The following is a 22,435-nucleotide window of genomic DNA, read 5'->3' as shown; positions in this document are numbered from 1 at the left end:
CTGCCAGTGAAGGCATCGCGCCGGTCATCTGACGTCGTTGGAAGGTTGCGGGGAGATTCCCCGTATTGGTTACCTTCTGAACGTCACCCCCGGACTGCCGGGCGCGTAGAACAGACCCGCGCCAGCGTAACAAAGTTCCCAAGTGTTTGATTTTTATAACGTCATGGGAAATAGCTTTGGCTGGCTTTGGGGGGGGGCGTCGACGCGTACATCCATAAAAAAGGGGCGCCGAAGCGCCCCAACATGGGTCCAGCAAGAAAGACGGTCGTAGCCGTTATTGTTGTGCGCCGCCGTTGAACCAAGCGGCAATCTTCTGGCGTTCTTCATCCGTCATCTGGGTCACGTTACCCAGCGGCATCGACTTGAGCGCCACGCTTTGTTGATAAATGCGCTGTGCGTTCTGCGAGATCTCGGCCGGCGTGTCGAGCATCACACCTGCCGGTGCGCTGCCCATCATGGTCGGCTTGGCCGAGTGGCACGTCGCGCAACGCTGCGTGAGGATCGGCTGAATCTCCGAGAGCTTCACGGCAGGGGCGGCGGCTTCACCGTGCGCACCGGCGGCCGGGGCCGGGGTGGGGCGCGGGGCGGCGAACACGGCAATCCCGGCGAGCAGCGCGGCACCCGCTACCGGCAGCGCGTACAGATTCTTGCCCGAGTGACGCAGCACGAAGAACTGACGAATCATCGCACCGGCCGCCATGATGATCGTGAGGATCACCCAGTTGTACGGGTTGCTGTACGTGAACGCGTAGTGGTTGCTGATCATGATGAACACGACCGGCAGCGTGAAGTACGTGTTGTGCACCGAGCGTTGCTTGCCCAGCTTGCCCCAGATCGGGTTCGGCACTTCGCCCTTGGTGAGCGCATCCACGCTCTTGCGTTGGCCCGGGATGATCCAGAAGAACACGTTGGCAGACATCGACGTCGCCATCATCGCGCCCACGATCAGGAACGCCGCACGGCCCGCGAAGATGTGCGTCGTGGCATACGTTGCGGCCACCACGAACAGCGCCACGCCAATACCCAGCACGCGCTCGTTCTTGCCCAGTGCACGGCACAGGAAGTCATAGACGAACCAGCCGCCGATCAGGAACGCCACGGCAATGCCGACGGCCTGACCCGGTTGCAGATCCATCACGTTCTTGTCGATCAGGTACGTCTGCGGTTGCAGCAGATACAGCACGCAGAACAGGGCAAAGCCCGACAGCCACGTGGTGTACGACTTCCACTTCGACCAGTGCAGGTCCGAAGGCATCTGCGGCGGCGAGTTCAGGTACTTCTGGGCGTGGTAGAAACCGCCGCCGTGCACCGACCACATCTCGCCGAACACGCCTTTTTGCTTGTCTTCGGCCGCCTTGGGCGGCTTCAGACCGTTGTCCAGCATCACGAAATAGAACGACTCGCCAATCCAGGCAATGGCAGCCACCACGTGCAGCCAGCGCAACAGCAGATTGACCCAGTCGGTAATAAACGCTTCCATCTTATGTTCTCCTCAACTGCCTGACATTCACGTCCGCGGTTATTAGGTTTAGCTACCGCGATACGTGGAAAAGCTCCACGGCGACACCAGAAGGGGCACGTGGTAGTGCTGCGAAGGCTCGGCAATGCCGAAGCGCAAAACAACGCGATCGACGAAACGCGGCGCCGGAACATCCACGCCTTGTGCCGCGAAGTAGTCGCCTGCGTGAAAAACCAGCTCGTATTCGCCCGCGACGAACTCTTCGCCTTCGAGGAGCGGCTTGTCGCAGCGGCCGTCGTTATTGGTCTGCACGTCGCGCAGCGAGCGGCGCTCGCCGTCCACGCGCCACAGCTCGACACGGATGCCCGCGCCAGGCTTGCCGTGCGATGTATCAAGTACGTGGGTAGTCAGTCGTCCCATGGTGTCTCCTGTGATGGATGGGTGCATTGTAGGGAGATGGCGACCCGGCAACGCGCGCAATACCAAAGATAAAAACGCGCACATACCATGTCACGCCAGACAAAAAGATGACGCGCATCAAGTGACTGCCTGAAGATGGCAAGCGCGCTCAGCATGCACCGGATTGAGGATTTTTTGGACCACTATGGGGTTCTGTTATGCGGTCTATAACAGTATCCGCATGATGCGGTGACCCGGCCATCGATGATTTGCCCGGAAAGCCCAATGGCTACGTGCATTCTTGGGGAAAACCCGAAACTCAAGATAAGCATTCATGCATACGTTCTATGAAAAAAACACTATAGCCCCCGGTGGTCTTGCCGCAAAAGGCGTCGACCTGCACCATTGAGCCACCCCAAAAAATCAATCAAACAGCCCCCCTGGGATGGAGACGCAATGAGTGTGACAACGAAAACCGTCGATCCAGTCGACGAGAGACTGCCGATCGCAAAATTGTTCATGCTGGGCCTGCAACACGTGTTGGTGATGTATGCGGGTGCGGTCGCTGTGCCGCTGATCATTGGCGGCGCCCTGGGCTTGCCCAAGGATCAGATTGCTTTCCTGATTTCCGCCGACCTGATGTGCTGCGGTATCGCCACGCTGCTGCAAAGCGTGGGCGTGGGCCGCTTCGGCATTCGCATGCCCGTCATCATGGCGGTGACGTTTGCGGCGGTCGGTCCGATGCTTGCCATCGGCACCAACCCGGCGCTAGGCCTGCCCGGCATCTTCGGCGCGACGATTGCCTCGGGCATCATCGGCACGCTCATTGCCCCGCTCATCGGCAAGCTGTTGCGCTTCTTCCCGCCGATCGTGACGGGCATCGTGATCACGTCGATCGGTCTGACGATCATTGGCGTGGGCATCAACTGGGCGGCCGGTGGCGTGGGCAACCCCGATTACGGCGATCCGGTCTATCTGGGCGTGTCGTTCGCGGTGCTCATCTTCATCTTGCTGATCACGCGTTTCGTGAAGGGCTTCTTCTCTAACATCGCCGTGCTGCTGGGCATTCTGTTCGGCTTCGCCATCGCGCTGATGCTGCACAAGGTGAGCTTCGACGGTCTCGATCAGGTCAAGTGGTTCGACGTGGTGATGCCGTTCCACTTCGGCATGCCGGTGTTCGATCCGTGGGCGATTACCACGCTCACCATCGTGATTCTGATCACGTTCATCGAATCGACGGGCATGTTCCTCGCGCTGGGCGAAATCGTCGGCAAGCCGGTGGATGAAAAGGCACTCGTGGCCGGTCTGCGTGTGGATGGTGTGGCAACGGTCATCGGCGGCTTGTTCAACACGTTCCCGCATACCTCGTTCTCGCAGAACATCGGTCTGGTCGGCGTGACCGGCGTGAAGAGCCGTTGGGTGTGTGCGGCGGCGGGCGTGATTCTGCTGGTGTTCGGTCTGATTCCGAAGATGTCGGTGGTGGTCGCTTCGATTCCGCAGTTCGTGTTGGGCGGCGCCGGTGTGGTCATGTTCGGCATGGTGCTGGCTACCGGCATCAAGATCCTGACCAAGGTCGACTACAACAACAATCGCTACAACCTGTACATCGTGGCCATCAGCATCGGCATGGCGATGATTCCGGTCGCATCGAACAAGTTCTTCGCAAAGATGCCGGAACAACTGGCTCCGTTGCTCCATAGCGGCATTCTGCTGGCGACGCTGTCGGCGGTGATCCTGAACGCCTATTTCAATGGCTTCAAGGCACCGGCAGCCAACGGCCACGGCGAGAAGAACGGTAACGGTCTCGGGCTGGAGGCGCACTGATGAAATCGCTGCTCGTCAAAAACGCGGAAGTTGTCGTCACGATGGATGCCGGTCGCCGGGAAATCGCCCGCGGCGGCATCTACGTCGAAGACAACCGCATCGTGGCCGTGGGGAGCAGCGACTCGCTGCCCGCGACCGCCGACGAGGTGCTCGATCTGGCCGGGCACGTCGTGATCCCCGGTCTGGTCAACACGCACCACCATATGTATCAAAGCCTCACGCGCGCCATTCCGGCGGCGCAGGATGGCGAGCTGTTCAACTGGCTGACGAATCTGTACCCGGTGTGGGCCAATCTCACGCCGGAAATGATTCGTGTGTCGACGCAGACGGCGATGGCCGAATTGCTGCTCTCGGGCTGCACGACGTCGAGCGATCACCTCTATATCTATCCGAACGGCTGCAAGCTCGACGACAGCATCGAAGCCGCCGGTGAGATCGGCATGCGTTTTCACGCGAGCCGCGGCAGCATGAGCGTGGGCCAGAGTCAGGGCGGTCTGCCGCCCGATCGCGTGGTCGAGCGCGAGGCCGACATTCTCAAGGATACGCAGCGCCTGATCGAGAGCTACAACGATGCGGGCCGGTATTCGATGTTGCGGGTGGTGGTGGCCCCGTGCTCGCCGTTCTCGGTGAGCCGTGACCTGATGCGCGAATCGGCGACGATGGCGCGTCACTATGGCGTGTCGCTGCATACCCATCTGGCCGAAAACGTCAACGACATCGCCTACAGCCGCGAGAAGTTCGGCATGACGCCTGCCGAGTACGCGCAGGACCTCGGCTGGGTCGGGCACGACGTGTGGCATGCCCACTGCGTGCAGCTCGATGACGCGGGGATTGTGCTGTTTGCCAAGACTGGCACCGGCGTGGCGCATTGCCCGTGTTCGAACATGCGTCTTGCGTCGGGCATCGCCCCGGTTCGCCGGATGCGCGATGCGGGCGTGCCTGTCTCGCTGGGCGTGGATGGCTCGGCCTCGAACGATGCCGCCAGCATGATCAACGAAGTGCGTCAGGCGTTGTTGTTGCAGCGCGTGGGCTTCGGGCCGAATGCGATGACGGCGCGCGAAGCGCTGGAGATTGCCACCATCGGCGGGGCCCGCGTACTGGGCCGCGACGATATCGGCGTGCTGGCCCCCGGCATGGCGGCCGACTTCGTGGCGTTCGACACGCGCGGTGTCGGCATGGCCGGCGGCCTGCACGACCCCGTGGCGGCATTGGTTTTCTGTAATCCCGGACAAGCCGCGTACAGCGTGGTGAACGGACGAGTGGTGGTGCGCGAGGGGCGTCTGACGACGCTCGATCTGCCGACCCTCGTCACGCGTCACAACGCGCTGGCGCGGCAACTGGCCGAGGCTTCCCGATAAAGCGTTGCCACACCGGCCGCATATTCATGGTGTGTGGCCGAGCGTGGCAATGGATATCAGGAGGCCTTAGCGGCGTTCTCGTGCATGGGGAACGCTGCCTTGCGGTTCGGCGGAGCGGTGGGGGCCGCTCCGCCGGTAAAAACCGGCAAGGCTATGAATACAAGATTGGGATTTACAGCAGGATGAAGCCGATGTGTCACAGAAGTACGGCCGAACTACGGCCGAGCTAACACAAGATCACAACAGAATCAGGGCAGGGTGCGGGTTTCGAGCAGCGTGCGCGTGGCATCCGAGATGACGCTGCGCAGCCAGCGTACTTCATCCGAGTAGTGCGTGCGTTCGTGCCACAACTGGTAGTACTGCATCGGCGGGAAGTCGATCGGCGCTTCGACCACCGTCAGCGGCAGGAACTCGGCGTAGTGATCGGCAAAGAGACGTGTCGTCGTAAAGATCAGATCGGACTTCAGCAGCACGTACGGCGCCAGATTGAAGTACGGAATCGTGACGACCACGTTGCGCTTGAGACGCTCGCGCGCCAGATGCATGTCGATGGCACCGCGTTGCGCGACGGAATAGGGCGTCGGGGCAAGATGCGGGCTGGCAAGGTATTGATCGAGCGTGAGGCCGCGTTTGGCGAACGGGTGCGTATTGCGCACCAGACACACGATCTGGTCGACGAACAGGTTCGAGAGGTGAAGCTGCTCCGGCGGTTCGGGCCAGTTGCCGATGACGATATCGACCTTGCCGTCTTCGAGCGCGTGCTCATAGTCGAACGCCGGTCCGAGGGAATGCAGTTCAAGCTGTGCGTTGGGGGCCTGCTGACGAAAACGCTCGACAACGGTCGGCACGAAGAGGGTGTTCAGATAGTCGGGCGAGCCGATGCGGAATGTGCGCACCGTGGTCGCCGGATCGAAGTTCGATTGCTGCACCGTAATGCGTTCGATCTCGCGCAGTGCGTTTTGCGTCGGTTCCAGCAGCGACTGGCCGTATTCGGTCGGTACCATGCCCTGCTTGCCGCGCACGAGCAGCGGGTCGCCGGTAATGTCGCGCAGGCGGCGCAGGGCGGCGCTAATCGCCGGCTGCGACTGGTTCAGCTTGACGGCCGCCCGCGTGACGCTGCGCTCGATCAGCAAGGTATGCAAGACGCGCAGCAAATAAGTATCGATCGGTTCGCGGTTTTGGCTCATGACTAATATAACGATCCGAATATGTCGGACCCGGGATTGCATAAGTAAAACATTATGAGGCATAAGCGCCGGCCGACTCTATAGCGGAAAGCCCCTATCACCACAATAGCTGGTTCGCTTCGGGAAACTGCCATGTTATTGACACGCGCTCGACATTTCGCCGCGAATTGGGTATTTTCGGACCGCCCAAGCCTAGGACCGAGACTTCCCGCCGTGACATCTCCTTTGCAATCGACGCCGCGTCTGACGCTGACCGGCATCACCAAGCGCTATCCGAGCGTGGTGGCTAACGACGATATCGCGTTGCGCGTCTTGCCCGGCGAGATCCACGCCGTACTGGGCGAAAACGGTGCCGGCAAGAGCACGTTGATGAAGATCATCTACGGTGCCGTGCGGCCCGACGCGGGCGAAATTCTCTGGGAAGGCGAGCCGGTACGCATCGAGAGCCCGGCGGCCGCGCGCAAGCTCGGCATCGGCATGGTGTTTCAGCATTTCTCACTGTTCGAGACGCTCACCGTCGCCGAGAACATCTCGCTGGCACTCGACGATGCCGGCCATGACCTGAAGGCACTGGCCACGCGGATTCGCGAAGTGTCGGCGCAGTACGGGCTGGAAGTCGACCCGGCGCGGCACGTGCACAGCCTGTCGGTCGGCGAGCGCCAGCGGGTGGAGATCGTGCGCTGCCTGCTGCAAAACCCGCGCTTGCTCATCATGGACGAGCCCACGTCGGTGCTCACGCCGCAAGCCGTACAGAAACTCTTCACGACGCTGCGCCGGCTGGCCGCCGAAGGGTGCAGCATCGTCTACATCAGCCACAAACTCGACGAAATTCGCGATCTCTGCGACCGCGCGACCGTGCTGCGCGCGGGCAAGGTGTCCGGTCATGCCGTGCCACGCGACGAGACGGCCGAGACCCTCGCGCAAATGATGATCGGGCGGGCATTGCCGCAGATCGAGCGCCGGGCGCATCAGCCCGGCGACGTGCTGCTGTCGTTGCAGAACCTGTCGCTGGCGAGCGAAGACCCGTTCGGCACCTCGCTGCACGACGTGACACTCGACGTGCATGCGGGCGAGATCGTCGGCATTGCCGGGGTGTCCGGCAATGGTCAGGCGGAATTGCTGGCGGCGCTCTCGGGCGAGGCCCGCACCGGCCGGCCTGACGGGGTGAAGCTCAACGACCGGGCCGTCGGCCGGATGGGGGCGGCGGCCCGCCGTCGCCTCGGGCTGGCGTTCGTCCCGGAGGAGCGTCTGGGGCGCGGTGCCGTGCCCAGCATGTCGCTGACCGATAACGCGCTGCTCGGCGCATCGGGGACGGCGCATCTTGGCTTGCTGCGTGGCGGCTGGGTTCGTCGCGGGGCGCTGCGGCGCTTTGCCTCGCTGTGCATCGAGCGCTTCAACGTGAAGGCCGGCGGCCCGGACGCGGCGGCACAGAGCCTGTCGGGCGGCAATCTTCAGAAGTTCATCGTTGGGCGCGAAATCCTGCAAGAGCCGAAGGTGCTCGTGGTGGCACAGCCGACGTGGGGCGTGGACGTGGGGGCGGCGAGCTTTATCCGCCAGCAGTTGCTCGACCTGTCCTCGCGCGGCGTGGCGGTGTTGGTGCTCTCGGAAGAACTCGACGAATTGTTCGAAATTTGCGACCGGATCGCGGTGCTCGCGCAGGGGCGTCTGTCGCCGATGCGCAAGCCCGAACAGACCGACGCGCGCGAAATCGGCCTGTGGATGGCGGGGATGTTCCCCGGCGGCCCCGGTCAGCGCGCGGCCTGACGCACGCATTAATTCAGGCATCAATTCAAGCATCCATTCAAGCATCAACGGTCGCCCGCGCCGATGCGGGCACTGCAACGTTTCCATCAAGACCAGACATCATGCTCGATTTCACGCTTGAGCCAAGGCCAAGTCCCTCACGCACCATGCGGCTCGCCATGCCGCTGGTAGCGACGCTCATCACGCTGGCGGGCGGCGTGCTCATTTTCAGTTTTCTGGGCAAGAACCCGGCGCAGGCAATGGCGGCGTTCTTCCTCGCGCCGATCAGCAGCCTGAACGGCTGGTCGGAGCTGCTGCTCAAGGCCTCGCCGTTGTGTCTGATCGCGCTGGGGCTGGCGATCGGCTATCGCGCCAATGTGTGGAACATCGGGGCGGAAGGGCAGTTGCTGCTCGGCGGCATCTTCGCCTCGGGCGTCGCGATTCATTTCGACGGTCATGGCGGCCCGTGGCTGCTGCCGCTGATGATGCTCGCGGGGGCAGTCGGCGGCATGTTGTGGGCGGCCATCCCGGCCTTGCTGCGCGTGAAGTTCAATGCCAACGAAATTCTCGTGAGCCTGATGCTCACGTATGTGGCCACGCAATTGCTGATCTATTTGGTGAGCGGGCCGTGGCAGGACCCGCACGGCATGAACTTCCCGCAGTCGATCAACTTCAGCCGTGACGCGCTGTTCCCGCGCTTCTTCGGCGACTGGCGCTGGGCGCCGTGGCGCGGCACGCGGCTGAACGCTTCGGTATTCATGGCGGTGGTGGCCGTGCCCGCCGCGTGGTTCTTCATGCGCAAGAGCTTTGCGGGCTATCGCATGGAAGTGGGGGGCCTCGCGCCACTCGCCGCGCGCTACGCCGGGTATTCGGAACCGCGCGCCGTCTGGCTGGCGCTGCTCATCGGCGGCGCGGCCGCCGGGCTGGCAGGCACGGGCGAAGTGGCGGGCCCGGTGGGCCAGTTGCAGGCGACGTGGGCGCCGGGCTACGGCTTCACGGCCATCATCGTGGCGTTTGTCGGGCGGCTGCATCCGGTCGGCATCGTGCTTGCAAGCCTGCTCATGGCGCTGCTCTATCTCGGCGGCGAAGCGGTGCAGACCTCGCTGCAATTGCCCAAGGCGATCAGCGGCGTGTTTCAGGGGCTGTTGTTGTTCAGCCTGCTGGGCTGCGACGTTTTCGTGAATTACCGACTGCGTCGTCGCGCCCGCGCGACCGCGCAGAGCGTCTGAGGAGCGCGGCATGGACTGGATCAATCTGCTCACGCCGCTGGCCGCAAGTGCCGTCATCGCGGCGATTCCGCTAATGCTGGCTGCGCTGGGCGAGCTCGTGACCGAAAAGTCGGGCGTGCTCAATCTCGGTGTCGAAGGGATGATGCTGATGGGGGCTATCGGTGCCTTTGCCGTGACGGTCGTGACCGGCAGTCTCTGGCTCGGCGTGCTTGCCGGCATTGCAGCGGGCGTGGCGATGTCGGCCGTGTTCGCGTGGCTCACGCTGACGTTGATGGCCAATCAGGTCGCGACGGGCCTCGCATTGACGATTTTCGGCGTGGGATTATCGGCCTATATCGGGCGCCCTTACACGGACGCGACGATCCCGATGTTGCGCGACCTGCCGATTCCCGGGCTGTCGTCGATTCCGGTGCTGGGGCCCTCGATCTTCTCGCTGAACCCGCTCGGCTATCTGGCGGCAGTACTGCTGGTAGCGATTGCGTGGTTCCTTTATCGCACGCGGGCCGGGCTGGTGCTGCGCTCGGTGGGCGAGGCGCCGTCGGTGGCGCATGCGATCGGCTATCCGGTCGTGCGGATTCGCTATCTCGCCACGCTGTTCGGCGGGGCGATGTCGGGGCTGGCGGGGGCGTATTACTCCGTGGGCTATCTGCGGCTTTGGCAGGAAAATCTGACGGCCGGGCGCGGCTGGATCGCGCTGGCGCTGGTGGTGTTTGCGACGTGGCGTCCGGGGCGTACCGTGCTGGGCGCGCTGCTCTTCGGGGTGGTGATGGCGCTGCAATTTCAGGCGCAGGCGATGGGCATCCGTATTCCGTCGCAGGCACTCGCGAGTCTGCCGTATGTGGCAACCATCGTCGTGCTGGTGATCATTTCACGCAATCGCCAGACCATTCGCCTGAATGCCCCGGCGTCGCTGGGCAAACCGTTTTTTGCTGGCTCTTGAAGTAACTCAATCAATCGATACCGAGGAGAAAATCGATGCGACGTAAAGTCCTGATCACGATGGCGAGCCTGGCGGCCGCCATGCTGGTTTCGGCCTGCGGCAAGCAGGATAACAACACGGCCAGCGCACCGGCCGCCGCATCCGACGCGCAAGCCGCGTCGGCCGCTCCGGCAGGCAAGGGCCCGGTCGGTGTGGCGTTTGTCTACATCGGCAACCCGGGCGACGCCGGCTGGACGTTTGCGCACGAGCAAGGCGCGAAGGCCGTCGAAGCCAAGTACGGCGACAAGGTGAGCGTGACCCGCGTCGAGAACGTGCCGGAAGGTGCCGACTCGGAACGCGTGTTCCGCGATCTGGCCAGCAAGGGCAACAAGCTGATCTTCGGCACGTCGTTCGGTTACATGGATTCGATGGTCAAGACGGCCGCCGATTTCCCGGACGTGACGTTCGAGCACGCCACGGGCTTCAAGACCGCGCCGAACCTCGGCACGTACGACGTGCGCACGTATGAAGGCGCGCATCTGGCCGGTGTGGTCGGCGGCCGTGTCACCAAGACCAACGTGATCGGGTACGTGGCCTCGGTGCCGATTCCGGAAGTGATCCGCAATATCGACGCCTTCACGATCGCCGCACGCGAAGCCAACCCGAAGGTGAAGGTCAAGGTCGTGTGGATCAACAGCTGGTTCGATCCGGGCAAGGAACGTCAGGCCGCTGAGTCGCTGGTCGGGCAGGGCGCCGACGTGCTGATGCAGAACGTGGACTCGGCCGTGGTCATGCAAGTGGCAGAAGAGAAGAAGATTCACGCCTTCGGCTGGGATTCGGACATGAGCAAGTTCGGCCCGAACGCGCATCTGGCTTCGGCCGCGATCGACTGGAGCAAGTACTACATCCGCACGGTTGACGAAGTGATGCAGGGTTCGTGGAAGAACACCCCGGTCTGGGGCGGCATCAAGGAAGACGAAATCAACCTCGTCGCCATCAACGACAAGGCCGTGCCGGAAGCCGTTCGCAAGGCCGTGACCGAGCGTCACGACGCCATTCGCGACGGCAAGTACGACCCGTTCACCGGCCCGCTCAAGGGACAGGACGGCAAGGAAATCGTGCCGGCTGGCAAGACGCTCAACGACGACGAGAAGCACCAGATCAACTGGTTCGTGGAAGGCGTCGAGGGCACGCTGCCGAAGCAATAACGCCATTACCATCGTTGGATGGTGAAATGGCTGGCCCGGCAGGTGTTGCGGGCAGAGAAACCGCCGGTGACCCCGGCGGTTTTTTCTTTGGGGCAATTCATAGGTTCCCGATTCGCCATGTGACGGCGAGAGACACGCATCGGTGTTAAAATGTCAGGTTTCGTGGCGCAAATTCGTGCCGCCGCACCTCATCTTCCGGATACCGCCAGTGCTGTCTACCGCCAATATCACCATGCAATTCGGCGCCAAGCCGCTCTTCGAGAACATCTCCGTCAAATTTGGCGGAGGCAACCGTTATGGCCTGATCGGCGCGAACGGCTGCGGCAAGTCCACGTTCATGAAGATCCTCGGCGACGACCTGGAGCCGAGTGGCGGGAACGTCATGCTCGAACCGAACGTGCGCCTCGGTAAGCTCAAGCAGGATCAGTTCGCTTACGAAGACATGCGCGTGCTCGACGTCGTGCTGATGGGCCACACGGAAATGTGGGCCGCCATGAGCGAGCGCGATGCCATCTACGCGAACCCGGAAGCCACCGACGACGATTACATGCACGCGGCCGAACTCGAAGCGAAGTTCGCCGAGTACGACGGCTACACGGCCGAAGCGCGTGCCGGTGAGCTGCTGCTGGGCGTGGGCATTCCGACGGATCAGCATCAGGGCCCGATGAGCAACGTCGCGCCGGGCTGGAAGCTGCGTGTGCTGCTGGCACAGGCGCTGTTCTCGAACCCGGACGTGCTGCTGCTCGACGAACCGACCAACAACCTGGACATCAACACGATCCGCTGGCTGGAAGACGTGCTCAACGAGCGCAACTCCACCATGATCATCATTTCGCACGATCGCCACTTCTTGAATGCCGTGTGCACGCACATGGCCGACATGGACTACGGCACGCTGACGGTCTACCCGGGCAACTACGACGACTACATGCTGGCGTCGGCACAGGCTCGCGAGCGTCAGATGGCGGCGAACTCGAAGGCCAAGGAACGTATCTCCGACCTGCAAGACTTCGTGCGCCGCTTCTCGGCGAACAAGTCGAAAGCGCGTCAGGCAACCAGCCGTCTCAAGCAGATCGACAAGATCAAGGTGGAAGACGTCAAGCCGTCGTCGCGTCAGAACCCGTTCATCCGCTTCGAATACGAGAAGAAGCTGCACAACCTCGCGTTCGAATTCGAGGGCATCGGCAAGTCGTACGAGCGTCCGATCTTCAAGAACTACACCGGTGCAGTGCGCGCCGGCGAGCGTGTGGCCATCATCGGCGAGAACGGTGCCGGCAAGACGACGCTGCTGCGCAGCCTGATGTCGGACCTGCCGGTCGATGCAGGTAACGTGAAGTGGGCCGAGAACGCCAACATCGGTTACATGCCGCAAGACACGTCGGAAGCGTTCCCGCAGGATCTGAACCTGACCGACTGGATGACGCAGTGGGGCAAGGAAGGCGACGACGATCAGGTGATTCGTGGCTCGCTGGGCCGCCTGCTGTTCGGTGGGGACGACGTGCGCAAGTCGGTGCGTGTGCTTTCCGGCGGAGAGAAGGGCCGCATGATCTGGGGCAAGCTGATGCTTGGCCGTCACAACGTGCTGATGATGGACGAGCCGACCAACCACATGGACATGGAGTCGATCGAATCGCTCCAGATCGCACTCGACAAGTATCCGGGCACGCTGGTGTTCGTCTCGCACGATCGGGAATTTGTGTCGGGTCTGGCGACGCGCGTCATCGAAGTGAAGAGCGACGGCACGCTGGTCGATTACGCCGGTACCTACGACGAGTATCTGTCCAGCCAAGGCGTGGAGATCTGACGTAACGCGCTGACATAACACGCTGTCGTAACGCGTCGTTAGATTCACAACGACAAACAGGGCGCTTGCATTGCAGGCGCCCTGTTTGCGTTTACCTCGTGACGTTACCCCGTGCGTTCATCGCGCGCGACTACAATTGACGTTTGTTGTCACGCTGCGAGCAGGAGACCTCACATGATCACTCAGGACAAGTTTTTCATCGACGGCCAGTGGGTCGCACCGATCGGCACCGGCACGCTGGACGTCTTTCATTCGGCCGACGGCAAGCTGATGGGCCGCATTCCGGAGGGCGTTGCCGCCGACACGGAAGCCGCCGTTGCCGCTGCGGTCAAGGCGCGCGACGCGTGGGCTGCCACGCCCCCGGCCAAGCGCGCCGAGTATCTCCGCAAGATCGCGGACGGGCTCGAAGCGCGTGGCGAGGAACTCGCGCAGGTCATCACCGGCGAGACCGGTATGCCGATTCGCGTCTCGCGCGCGGTGCAGGTGGCTGCGCCCGTTCAGCACTGGCGCCACTACGCGGAGCTCGCGCAGACCTTCGTCTTCGAGGCGCAGGTCGGTAACTCGCTGGTCGTGCGCGAGCCGGTTGGTGTGGTCGGTGCCATCACGCCGTGGAACTACCCGCTCAATCAGATCACGGTAAAAGTCGCACCGGCGCTCGCCGCCGGCTGCACGGTGGTGCTCAAGCCATCGGAGGTCGCGCCGTTCGACGCGTTCATCCTCGCCGAAGTCATCGAGCAGGCCGGATTGCCGGCGGGCGTATTCAACCTTGTCACGGGGCTGGGGCCGGTTGCGGGCGAAGTGCTGGCACGGCATCCCGACGTGGATATGGTGTCCTTCACGGGCTCCACGCGCGCAGGCAAACGTGTTTCGGAAGTGGCCTCGCAAACGGTCAAGCGGGTCGCGCTCGAGCTGGGCGGCAAGTCCGCGTCGATTGTGCTCGACGATGCGGATCTGGCGGCAGCCGTGAAGGGCACGCTCAACGCCTGCTACCTGAACTCGGGACAGACGTGTGCGGCGCACACGCGCTTGCTCGTACCGGCGACGCGCTACGACGAAGTGAAGGCACTCGCCAAGGAGTCGGTTGCGCGCTTCACGCTGGGTGACCCGCGCGAAGATGCGACGCGGCTCGGGCCGCTAGCGTCGGCGGCACAGCGCGAGCGCGTGCAGTCGTACATTCGCAAGGGGCTGGCGGAAGGGGCGGAGTTGATCGCCGGTGGCGACGCGGTACCGGAAGGCTTCGAGGCCGGTTTCTTCGTGCAGGCGACCGTGCTCGGCCGTGTCACGCCGGACAGCACGCTCGCGCAGGAGGAAATCTTTGGGCCGGTGCTCACGATCATCACGTATCAGGACGAGGCCGATGCGGTGCGCATCGCCAACGACTCGATTTACGGACTCGCAGGCGGGGTGTGGTCAGCGGACGAGGCACGTGCGGCGCGCGTGGCGCGCCGGATCCGCACTGGGCAGGTGAGCATCAACGGCGGAGAGTTCAACGTGGCCGCGCCGTTTGGCGGCTTCAAGCAATCGGGCAATGGCCGCGAAAACGGCGTTTATGGATTCGAAGAATTTCTCGAATATAAATCGCTGCAATTCAAGGTTACGGCGTCGACGAAGTCGTAGTCCCGTTGTCGCAAAAGCGCATCGCCGTGCCTTCGCGGGTGATGCGCTCCCAGATGGCGCGCTTCTCGTCTTCGTTGAGAAATACCCAGTTCGACACTTCGTACGCGGTGCGGCCGCACCCTTTGCAGACCTCGTCGAACAGGGTGGAGCAAATGCCAATGCAGGGGCTGTCGGGACGGTCGTGCAGTTCGGACATGTCGGAGCAATTCAGGGAGGTGGGACAGGCGTCATTATCGCATCGCCGACGTTGCCCATCACAGATTGATTACACACAGGCGTCCGTCGGATGCCACGGCAGGCTCGGGAGATTTTCAAATGCTGCGGAGTTGGCAACTTTTTGCACTCGGTTCGGCGTTTTTCGCTGCACTCACGGCGATTTTCGGCAAGCTCGGGGTGGCGCAGGTCAATTCGAACATGGCCACTCTGATCCGCACGGTGATCATCTTCGCGGTGACGCTCGCCATTGTCGGCATGCGCGGCGAATGGCAGCGCCCCACTAGTCTGACGGCGAACACGTGGCTGTTTCTCGTGCTGTCCGGGGTGGCGACGGGGCTGTCGTGGCTGTGTTACTTCCGGGCGCTGCAACTCGGCCCCGTCTCGGGCGTGGCGCCCCTCGACAAGCTCAGCGTCGCGATGGCGATGCTGATCGGCTGGGTGGTGCTCGGTGAGCCGTTCTCGCTCAAGGAGGCGCTCGGCGGCGCATTGATCGTCGCCGGCGCGCTGGTCCTCGTGCTGTAACGTCGTATCGTCCGGTTACCAGCGGAACACGCTGTAGCCGATACGCACCTGCGATGGCGAATGGCGGTTGTAATCGAGCAGATCTTCGCCATAGCCGGTGAAGTACCCGATCCAGATATAGCCGCCTGCGCCCGAAATCAGCTTGCCGAGCGGGTAGGTCACCTGCACATCCACGCTGCCGTAGTTGCGCTTCATGCCCTTGCGCAGCGTGGCACCGACCTGCCAGCCGTTCGGCTTGCCCCACAGCACCAGCAAGTCCATGTAGCCGCGATAGTTCTGGATATCGGGGTTGTCGGCCTTCTCGACATACGCGTACAGCTTGGGCGCCACCGTCCAGTGATACTCCGCCGGATCGCCGAACGTGAAGATCGGTTTGACGAAGACGGTATTGATGCTGCGCGAGTCGGGGCCCGCCTTGCCGTTCGACTCGTGCTCGACACCGGCGGCCGCGCCAAGCGATGAGAACCAGCCCGCGCGAAGACCGGTATCCGGGATGTAATAGAACAGGCTCGGCCGGTAGTTCGAATCGCGGAACGGCGCCGATTCCGCCTCCAGATCCCAGATCGACAACTGCGTGTAACCGAAGTACAGGTTGTCGAGGAATGATTTGGACGACGGATTATCCGGTTTGAGAATGTGGAACTTGAAGCTCAACTGGAAGCGCGCGTTGGCGTCGCCGTTCTTGCCGAACGCGATGTACATCGGCTCATGCGACGAGATGCGCGCGAATTCGGTATCGGCCGTCGGGGCAATCGCATCGGCGGTGGCGCTGGCGGGCGCCGTCGACGTGCCGGGTGTGCCGGGCGCGGCGGTCGCATTGGCGGCACTGGCCGCGTCGGTGGCAGCGGCAACCGCCGCGCCGCCGGTCCCGGCCGCAGCCGCTGCGACAGCCGCGCCACTCGCGGGCGCCGGTGCGGCGGCCACCATCGGCTCGGCGGGGGCGGCGCGATCGAGCACGATGGTCGTGATCGAGGCGTCCCAGTCGACCGGTTCCAGACGCACGGTGCCCCGCAATTCCTTGGGCAATTCAGCCGCGTAGGAGATGCGCCGGTACTGACCGTTCGAGAGCGTGACTTGCGCCGGGACGACGGCGGCGCGCTTCAGATGCAGCAGCGTCGGCTTGAAATCGTCGTTGGAAATGCGCACGACGATTTCGTCGGGCAGCTTGACGGTCTTGCGGCCCGGCGCGTCCTGCGTCACGAGCAGCGTCAGTTGCAACGGTGCGCCGCCGGTAAGGGCGCGCGGCGGTTGCAGCAGCGACAGATCGGCGTGCGCGGCGGTGCTGAACGCGACACAGAGGGCGGCACCGATCTGCATGGCACGCAGCGGCCATGGCGCGAACGTGGTGGATGTGGCGAACGTGGCGAGATTCGTCTTGGGCATCGGTCCGGTCTGGGTTGTCGACCCCGGGCCGGCAAGCCCGAAGTCAGTTACGAGCCGCCTCGGGTGAGCACCCGGAGGTCGGACTCGCGTGCGCAGCGATCGCGCCCGCGAGATTTGGCAAGATACAGCGCGGCGTCGGCACGTTGCAGCCAGGCGTTATCGTCATCGCCCGCGTGCCACTGTGCGACCCCGGCACTGATCGTGAACTGAAGTGCGCGTCCATCGACATTGATACGCGCCGCGCGAACCGCTTCGCGCAAGCGCTCGGCAGCATCGAAGGCACGGGCTTCGGTGGCGCCACTCAAGATAATAGCGAATTCTTCGCCCCCCAAACGACCGCAGATGTCATCTTCGCGTAACGAATCGTGACAAAGTCGCACGAACGTGGCGAGTACGGTGTCGCCGAGCCCGTGCCCCCATGTGTCGTTGATCTGCTTGAAGTGGTCCAGATCGACGAGGATGATGCAGGCCGGCACGCCCGTGGCGTTGGCCTGATTGACCTCGCTGCGCAGGCGTTTCAGGAAGTGGCCGCGCGAGAGGCTGCCGGTGAGGGCGTCGTACTTCACCTCGTGCTCCAGCGCGGCATTCTTGGCCAGTGTGTCGGACAACTGAAGTTTGCCGCGTCGCAGATGTCGAATCAGCAGGACGAGGGCGCCCGCCGAGCTCAACATCAGACCGAACATCAGCACGGCGTAACGCTGGCGTTCGATGAACAGGCTGCGCAGCGTCGGCACTTCGCTCATCGTGTAGATCACCAGCTCGCTATCCATCGACGGGGCGGATTCGAGCAGATAAGGCTGATTGTCCGGGCGCACGCGCACCAGATCGGCGGCATCCGGGTCGTGTTGCGCCTGCGGTTCCCCTCGGGTGCCGGGCAGCATGAACGGCGGCGTGCCGGGGGCCGGGTCGTAGTCCTCGATGGGCACGACCGTGAAGTAGTCCTGCTGATAAAGGTGGCGGCGCTCGGCCGGCGACATCTTGAACACCGGCGCGCCGGGCACGGCCAGCCCCGTGAAGGTCGGGTCGTTGGCCAGCACGATCACGCCGTTGACGTCGGTGACGAACGACGCCCCCGTATCGACCCAGTGCGACAACCGGCGCAACCCCAGCTTGACCACCATGACGCCAACGAGCCGGCCGTCCTGATAGACCGGGGCCGTGAAGTAGATGCCTGGCAGCCGGGTCTTGCGCCCGATCACGTATTGCTGGCCTGCCGTACCGAGCACGGCCGATTGAAAGTAGCCCCGGTCGCCGTAATTGTCGCCGACGAGCGGGTTGGGGCTGTTGGCGTCGCTCGACGCGATCGTGACGCCATCGGGGGTGCCGAGCCAGACGAGATCGGCGCCGAAATACAACTGGGCGGCGCGCAGCAGTTCGTTCACAGGCTTGAGTGCGGCGTTGGCGAGCAGCTTCTCGCGCGCCGTCTCATGGGGCAGATCGGTCAAGGGGTGATCTGCGATGTCGGCGGCCGCATGCTGAATCTGCGAGATCTGCGCGAGCACCTGCGGGATACCGCGAATGAGGATCAGATCCTGATTGACCGTATGCACGGTGCCGCGCGCGAGCCGGGTGGCGACGCTGCGTTCCTCGGCGAGCAGACGCGCCGAGCGGTTCGCCACCAGTTGATCGGCGGCGAAGCGCGCCAGGCCCCACGCGGCAAACACGCACAGGAGCATGACGAAGCCGCGAACGAGGACAGGCAAGGCGCGGCGGCGCGACAGGAAGGTGTTGAAGGCGTTGAGCAACGGCAAAAACGATTACAGACGTCCGTGCCAGTCTCGGATGAACGTCTCGATGTGACCGGGTGGCAAGGGCCGAGTGCAATGATACCCCTGCCATGCGTGGCAGCCGAGTTGCGCGAGCGCATCGCGTTGCGCGCTCGTCTCTACGCCCTCGGCCACCGTCTCGATTTCAAGTTTGCGAGCGATGGCGATGATGGCGCGGATCAACTCGGTGTCGTAGCCGCCGAGCAGCACGCCCGCCACGAACTGGTAGTCGATCTTGACCGTACCGAACGGCCAGCGCTTCAGGCGCACAAAGCTGGAATAGCCGGTGCCGAAGTCGTCGAGCGACAGGCGCACGCCCATCGCCACGAGTTCGTTCATGAGCGTGGCCGCCTCGTCCAGATGCGAAATCAACGACGATTCCGTAATCTCGATTTCCAGCTTGTCGGGCGGCACACGGTGATGCTTGAGCGCGTAGCGCACGGTCTCGAGCGTCTGCACGCGCATCTGCTGGGCCGAGAGATTCACGGCCACGCGCGGATATTCCTCGCCGTTGGTCTGCCACTGGTCGAGCTGGCGGCAGGCTTCGTGCAGCGTCCACTCGCCGATCGGGCCGATCACGTCGCAACGCTCGGCGGCCGGGATGAATTCGCCGGGCATGATCAGTTCGTCATCGCGCTGCCAGCGAATCAGCGCTTCGAGACCGGTCAGCCGGTGCGTGCGCATGTCGATTTGCGGCTGGTAGTGCAGGCGGAATTCCGAGCCCGAAAGCGCGCGGCCAATGGCGCTGCGCCAGTAGTGCTCGTTGCCGGCGTCGTCCGGTGGTGTGACGCCTTCGGTCGGTGCGCTGGGCGCGTCGGTGACCAGGAAGCGTGCCGCGCTCTCGCGAATGGCCAGATCGGCCACTTCCGACGTGTGTTCGAGCAACGTGGCGGGCCACACCGGCACCTGCGGCAGGTGGGTGATGCCTGCGGACACAATCGGGTAGAGCAAGCCGTTGCCGCATGGCACGGGCGATTCACCGGCACGGATAAAACGGCGGGTGATCTGCACGGCGGCTTCACGGCTGCCGAGGTCGCGCAGCAGCACGGCAATCTGTTGTTCCGAGACGCGCCCGATCAGGTCGCGCCGCCGAATGCGCGAGCCGATGCGAAACGCCACCGTGGCGAGCAGATCGGCATCGGAAATGGCTTGCTGATTGGTGGCCGTGCGCTGACCGCGCCCGACGTGCAGCACCACGAGGGCACTGTGACTGCCGGGCGGGCTGGGCGTGCGTAGCTCAAGGCTGAGGGCGCGCAGCAGCCGCTGGCGATCCAGCAACAGATCGGCCAGTACGACTTGCCGGCGCAGCGCGTTGGTATCGTTCATCTCGGCAGGCAGGCTGACGTCGCCCGTAGGGTTGAACGCAGGTCATTCTCGCGTGTCAGGCCGGCGAACCGGTGAAGCCCACGCGTCGAACAGGTCGTGCCGCCAGGAAACCCTTGAATCATGTTCTGCATAAGACGCGTAAATGTGTCGGCCGGTAACAGGCGATGCATTGGCAGCCCCATGCGAGGCACCCCCGTTTTCCGGCAGACCGCGCGCAAGGCGTGGCCCGACAAGAAGCTCGTGCCCGGTCGCGAAAACCGGGTCCTTTGACCTTTAACGGCACCCGACTTTAAAAATTAAGTCCGGGTTTCACCTATGGCCCGGGCGACTGGGTTGCGCCAGCCACTCGCGTCCACGCAACATGTAATCCCAATACACCTTGGGCAGCACGTATTTCTTTAATACCCATGCAAAACGATTGGCATGCGTGCCGTCGATCGGGAATGTCGGCAGCAGTTTGCCGCCATAGCCGAACTCCGCCAGCACGATCTTGCCGTGCTCGACCGTGAGCGGGCAGGCGCCGTAACCGTCGTAATGCAGCGGCAACGGGCGGCCGTCCATGGCGGCGAGCAGGTTCTCGGCGACGACGACGGCCTGCTTGCGTGCCGCCGCGGCGGTCTTGGCGTTGGGGGCCGAGATGGCGTCGCCGAGGCCGAACACGTTGGCAAAGCGCGGGTGACGCAGCGTTGCATGGTCGACTTCGCACCAGCCGGCCGCATCGGCCAGCGGGCTCGCGCGCAGCACGTCGGGCGCGCTTTGCGGCGGCACCACGTGCAGCAGATCAAACGGCTTGTCGACGAATTGCGACTGACCGTCGGCATCGAAAATTTCGAAACGCGCCACGCGGCGCTCGCCATCCACGGCACGCAGATGCGAGAGGTGATTCAGCGAGATGTTGTAGCGCTTCACGTACTCCATGAGCGCCGGAATGTAATCCTTGACGCCGAAGAGGGCGGGCGCGACCAGATGGAATTCGATCTTGGTCTTGTCGAGCAAACCCCGCGAGCGCCACGTGTCGGCCGACAGATACATCGCTTTTTGGGGTGCGCCGGCGCACTTGATCGGCATCGGCGGCTGCGTGAACAGGGCGTTGCCGCCGGAGAACTGATTGACCAGCGACCATGTGTAAGGGGCGAGGTCGAAGCGGTAGTTCGAGGTCACGCCGTTGCGGCCGAGCGTTTCCGTCAGACCGTCGATGGCTTCCCAGTTCAATTGCAGCCCCGGCGCGACGATCAGGTAGCGATAGCTCAGGCGGCGGCCATCGGAGAGCAAGACCTGTTGGTGTTCCGGTGCGAAGGCGGTGACGGCGACCTGAAGCCAGGTCACGCCTTCGGGGATGACGCTCGACATCGGGCGCGCCGTGCGCGCTTGATCGAATTCGCCAGCGCCGACAAGTGTCCAGGCGGGCTGGTAGTAATGCGTGTCGGCCGGATCGACGATCGTGATCGAGAGCGACGGGCGGCGGCGGCGCAGGCTTGCTGCCACGGAAATGCCTGCCGCGCCGGCTCCCATGATGACGATGTCGGCGCTGTGCTCCGTCGCGGGAGTGGGCGTAGCGGATGCGTCGCTGGACATAAGGTCTCCGGCAAATGGGGAAAATTGAGACGGATTACGACATATCGACGCGCATTTAAAAGCGGCGAGCGAACGTCATTAAAAGGGAATGTAAGGCAACCCGCATGAAACGTGCCGGGACATTGTATAGAAAACATGCGGTTTTGCCCGTGTTTCGGCTTGCAAACCCACGATTCATCACAATCATCGCGGCGTTCAACGTAATGCGTGCTCCGAAATGCGTCGGCCCGGCATCGGCGGGGCGCGCGAAATGGAGAGAGGGGGAGGGGGGGCGGCGCGGCATGATGCCGCAGTTCGTGCCGAGGCGGGCACGGCACACTTTGTCGGTTTGCGAACCATTTCACCGGCGCGTGCCGTAGGCGGTCGAGACACGCCGCCAGGTGTCTCGTCAATGCGACAGCGACAGCGACATTCAAGCGTGCTGGTGATCGTGCTCGCACGCCACCGCAATGGGATCGGTGTCGTTATGGCAGGCACACGCCTCGCCGTGGGCGCCTTGCATCAGCGCGCGCAGAATGCCGCAGTCGCTGGTGTCGTGCCGGCTCTGGCACTGCGCCTGCAAGTGCAGCAGCTGTTGCTCCAGCGCCTGCAATTCATGGATGCGGGCGTGAACGCGCGTCAGATGCGCTTCGATCAGTTGATTGGCATCCTCGCAAGTCACGTTCGTGTCGTGCGCGAGTTCGCCCAGCCGCTTGGCATCGGCCAGCGGCATATCGAGCGAGCGGCAGTGACGGATGAAGCGCAAGGCTTCGAGATGCTCCGTGCCATAGGTGCGATACCCCCCGTCGGTACGTGGCGGGGCGGCCAGCAGCCCGGCCCGCTCGTAATAGCGGATGGTTTCGACGTCGGTCTCGGCCGCACGCGCCAGTTCACCGATTTTCATGCTTGACTCCGTAGTGA

18 protein-coding genes are annotated in these 22,435 nt (G+C 63.4%); 9 read left to right on the top strand and 9 right to left on the bottom strand.

Annotated elements, in window-relative coordinates:
• Window positions 1-274: 274 nt before the first annotated feature.
• Both CDV44_RS16925 and uraH read right to left on the bottom strand, forming a co-directional pair.
• Window positions 275-1,480 (bottom strand): urate hydroxylase PuuD, encoded by a 1,206-nt coding sequence (locus CDV44_RS16925; protein WP_058378926.1) that lies wholly within the window; start codon window positions 1,478-1,480, stop codon window positions 275-277.
• 48 nt (window positions 1,481-1,528) lie between these two features.
• Complete coding sequence (uraH, locus tag CDV44_RS16920; RefSeq protein WP_058378925.1) at window positions 1,529-1,879, bottom strand: hydroxyisourate hydrolase; 351 nt, start codon at window positions 1,877-1,879, stop codon at window positions 1,529-1,531.
• A gap of 435 nt (window positions 1,880-2,314) precedes the next feature.
• Here uraH and CDV44_RS16915 point away from each other — a divergent pair, with 435 nt between their 5' ends.
• Window positions 2,315-3,682 carry a nucleobase:cation symporter-2 family protein gene (locus CDV44_RS16915; RefSeq protein WP_087689061.1) on the top strand — a complete coding sequence of 456 codons (1,368 nt, stop codon included), beginning with the start codon at window positions 2,315-2,317 and terminating at the stop codon, window positions 3,680-3,682.
• Window positions 3,682-5,040 carry an 8-oxoguanine deaminase gene (locus CDV44_RS16910; RefSeq protein ID WP_212677123.1) on the top strand — a complete coding sequence of 453 codons (1,359 nt, stop codon included), beginning with the start codon at window positions 3,682-3,684 and terminating at the stop codon, window positions 5,038-5,040. Before CDV44_RS16915 ends, CDV44_RS16910 begins: the two co-directional genes overlap by 1 nt.
• 248 nt (window positions 5,041-5,288) lie before the next feature.
• On the opposite strand, the gene CDV44_RS16905 is transcribed toward CDV44_RS16910, so the two are convergent.
• Entirely contained in the window at window positions 5,289-6,227 is a 939-nt protein-coding gene (locus CDV44_RS16905) for a LysR substrate-binding domain-containing protein (protein ID WP_058378922.1), read from the bottom strand.
• A 132-nt stretch (window positions 6,228-6,359) separates the two neighbouring features.
• Here CDV44_RS16905 and CDV44_RS16900 point away from each other — a divergent pair, with 132 nt between their 5' ends.
• From CDV44_RS16900 to CDV44_RS16875, 6 genes are all read left to right on the top strand, one after another.
• Window positions 6,360-7,991: an ABC transporter ATP-binding protein gene (locus CDV44_RS16900; RefSeq protein ID WP_087689059.1), complete on the top strand. Its 1,632-nt coding sequence runs from the start codon at window positions 6,360-6,362 to the stop codon at window positions 7,989-7,991.
• Window positions 7,992-8,092: 101 nt separating this feature from the next.
• Window positions 8,093-9,199, top strand: a complete 1,107-nt coding sequence (locus tag CDV44_RS16895; RefSeq protein WP_371328779.1) for an ABC transporter permease — start codon at window positions 8,093-8,095, stop codon at window positions 9,197-9,199.
• Window positions 9,200-9,209: 10 nt separating this feature from the next.
• Complete coding sequence (locus CDV44_RS16890; RefSeq protein ID WP_087689058.1) at window positions 9,210-10,139, top strand: ABC transporter permease; 930 nt, start codon at window positions 9,210-9,212, stop codon at window positions 10,137-10,139.
• Between the two features lie 35 nt (window positions 10,140-10,174).
• Window positions 10,175-11,326, top strand: coding sequence for a BMP family ABC transporter substrate-binding protein (locus CDV44_RS16885; RefSeq protein WP_058378918.1), 1,152 nt, complete (start codon window positions 10,175-10,177; stop codon window positions 11,324-11,326).
• Between the two features lie 208 nt (window positions 11,327-11,534).
• Window positions 11,535-13,130, top strand: coding sequence for an ABC-F family ATPase (locus CDV44_RS16880; protein ID WP_087689057.1), 1,596 nt, complete (start codon window positions 11,535-11,537; stop codon window positions 13,128-13,130).
• A 174-nt stretch (window positions 13,131-13,304) separates the two neighbouring features.
• Window positions 13,305-14,747, top strand: coding sequence for an aldehyde dehydrogenase family protein (locus CDV44_RS16875; protein WP_087689056.1), 1,443 nt, complete (start codon window positions 13,305-13,307; stop codon window positions 14,745-14,747).
• On the opposite strand, the gene CDV44_RS16870 is transcribed toward CDV44_RS16875, so the two are convergent.
• On the bottom strand, window positions 14,725-14,943 hold the full coding sequence (locus tag CDV44_RS16870) for a DUF1289 domain-containing protein (protein WP_058378915.1): 219 nt from the start codon (window positions 14,941-14,943) through the stop codon (window positions 14,725-14,727). The two genes, CDV44_RS16875 and CDV44_RS16870, sit on opposite strands and share 23 nt — an antisense overlap.
• Before the next feature lie 119 nt (window positions 14,944-15,062).
• Between CDV44_RS16870 and CDV44_RS16865 the strand changes: the two genes are divergently transcribed.
• Window positions 15,063-15,485: an EamA family transporter gene (locus CDV44_RS16865; RefSeq protein ID WP_087689055.1), complete on the top strand. Its 423-nt coding sequence runs from the start codon at window positions 15,063-15,065 to the stop codon at window positions 15,483-15,485.
• 15 nt (window positions 15,486-15,500) lie between these two features.
• Here CDV44_RS16865 and CDV44_RS16860 read toward each other — a convergent pair whose 3' ends face one another.
• From CDV44_RS16860 to CDV44_RS16840, 5 genes are all read right to left on the bottom strand, one after another.
• A complete protein-coding gene (locus CDV44_RS16860; protein WP_249277595.1) occupies window positions 15,501-16,868 on the bottom strand; it encodes a phospholipase A in 1,368 nt (455 codons plus the stop codon).
• A gap of 47 nt (window positions 16,869-16,915) precedes the next feature.
• Window positions 16,916-18,619 (bottom strand): sensor domain-containing diguanylate cyclase, encoded by a 1,704-nt coding sequence (locus tag CDV44_RS16855; RefSeq protein WP_087689054.1) that lies wholly within the window; start codon window positions 18,617-18,619, stop codon window positions 16,916-16,918.
• A gap of 6 nt (window positions 18,620-18,625) precedes the next feature.
• Entirely contained in the window at window positions 18,626-19,960 is a 1,335-nt protein-coding gene (locus CDV44_RS16850) for a bifunctional diguanylate cyclase/phosphodiesterase (RefSeq protein WP_087689053.1), read from the bottom strand.
• Between the two features lie 309 nt (window positions 19,961-20,269).
• Complete coding sequence (locus CDV44_RS16845; RefSeq protein WP_087689052.1) at window positions 20,270-21,535, bottom strand: FAD/NAD(P)-binding oxidoreductase; 1,266 nt, start codon at window positions 21,533-21,535, stop codon at window positions 20,270-20,272.
• 412 nt (window positions 21,536-21,947) lie between these two features.
• Window positions 21,948-22,418: a Cd(II)/Pb(II)-responsive transcriptional regulator gene (locus CDV44_RS16840; RefSeq protein ID WP_058378910.1), complete on the bottom strand. Its 471-nt coding sequence runs from the start codon at window positions 22,416-22,418 to the stop codon at window positions 21,948-21,950.
• Between the last annotated feature and the right edge of the window lie 17 nt (window positions 22,419-22,435).

The organism is Pandoraea sp. PE-S2R-1 (assembly GCF_002179865.1).
In the GTDB taxonomy this organism is placed as follows: Bacteria; Pseudomonadota; Gammaproteobacteria; order Burkholderiales; family Burkholderiaceae; genus Pandoraea.
Note: the sequence above shows the minus strand (reverse complement) of the source record. Positions and strands in the feature narration are given on the sequence as shown.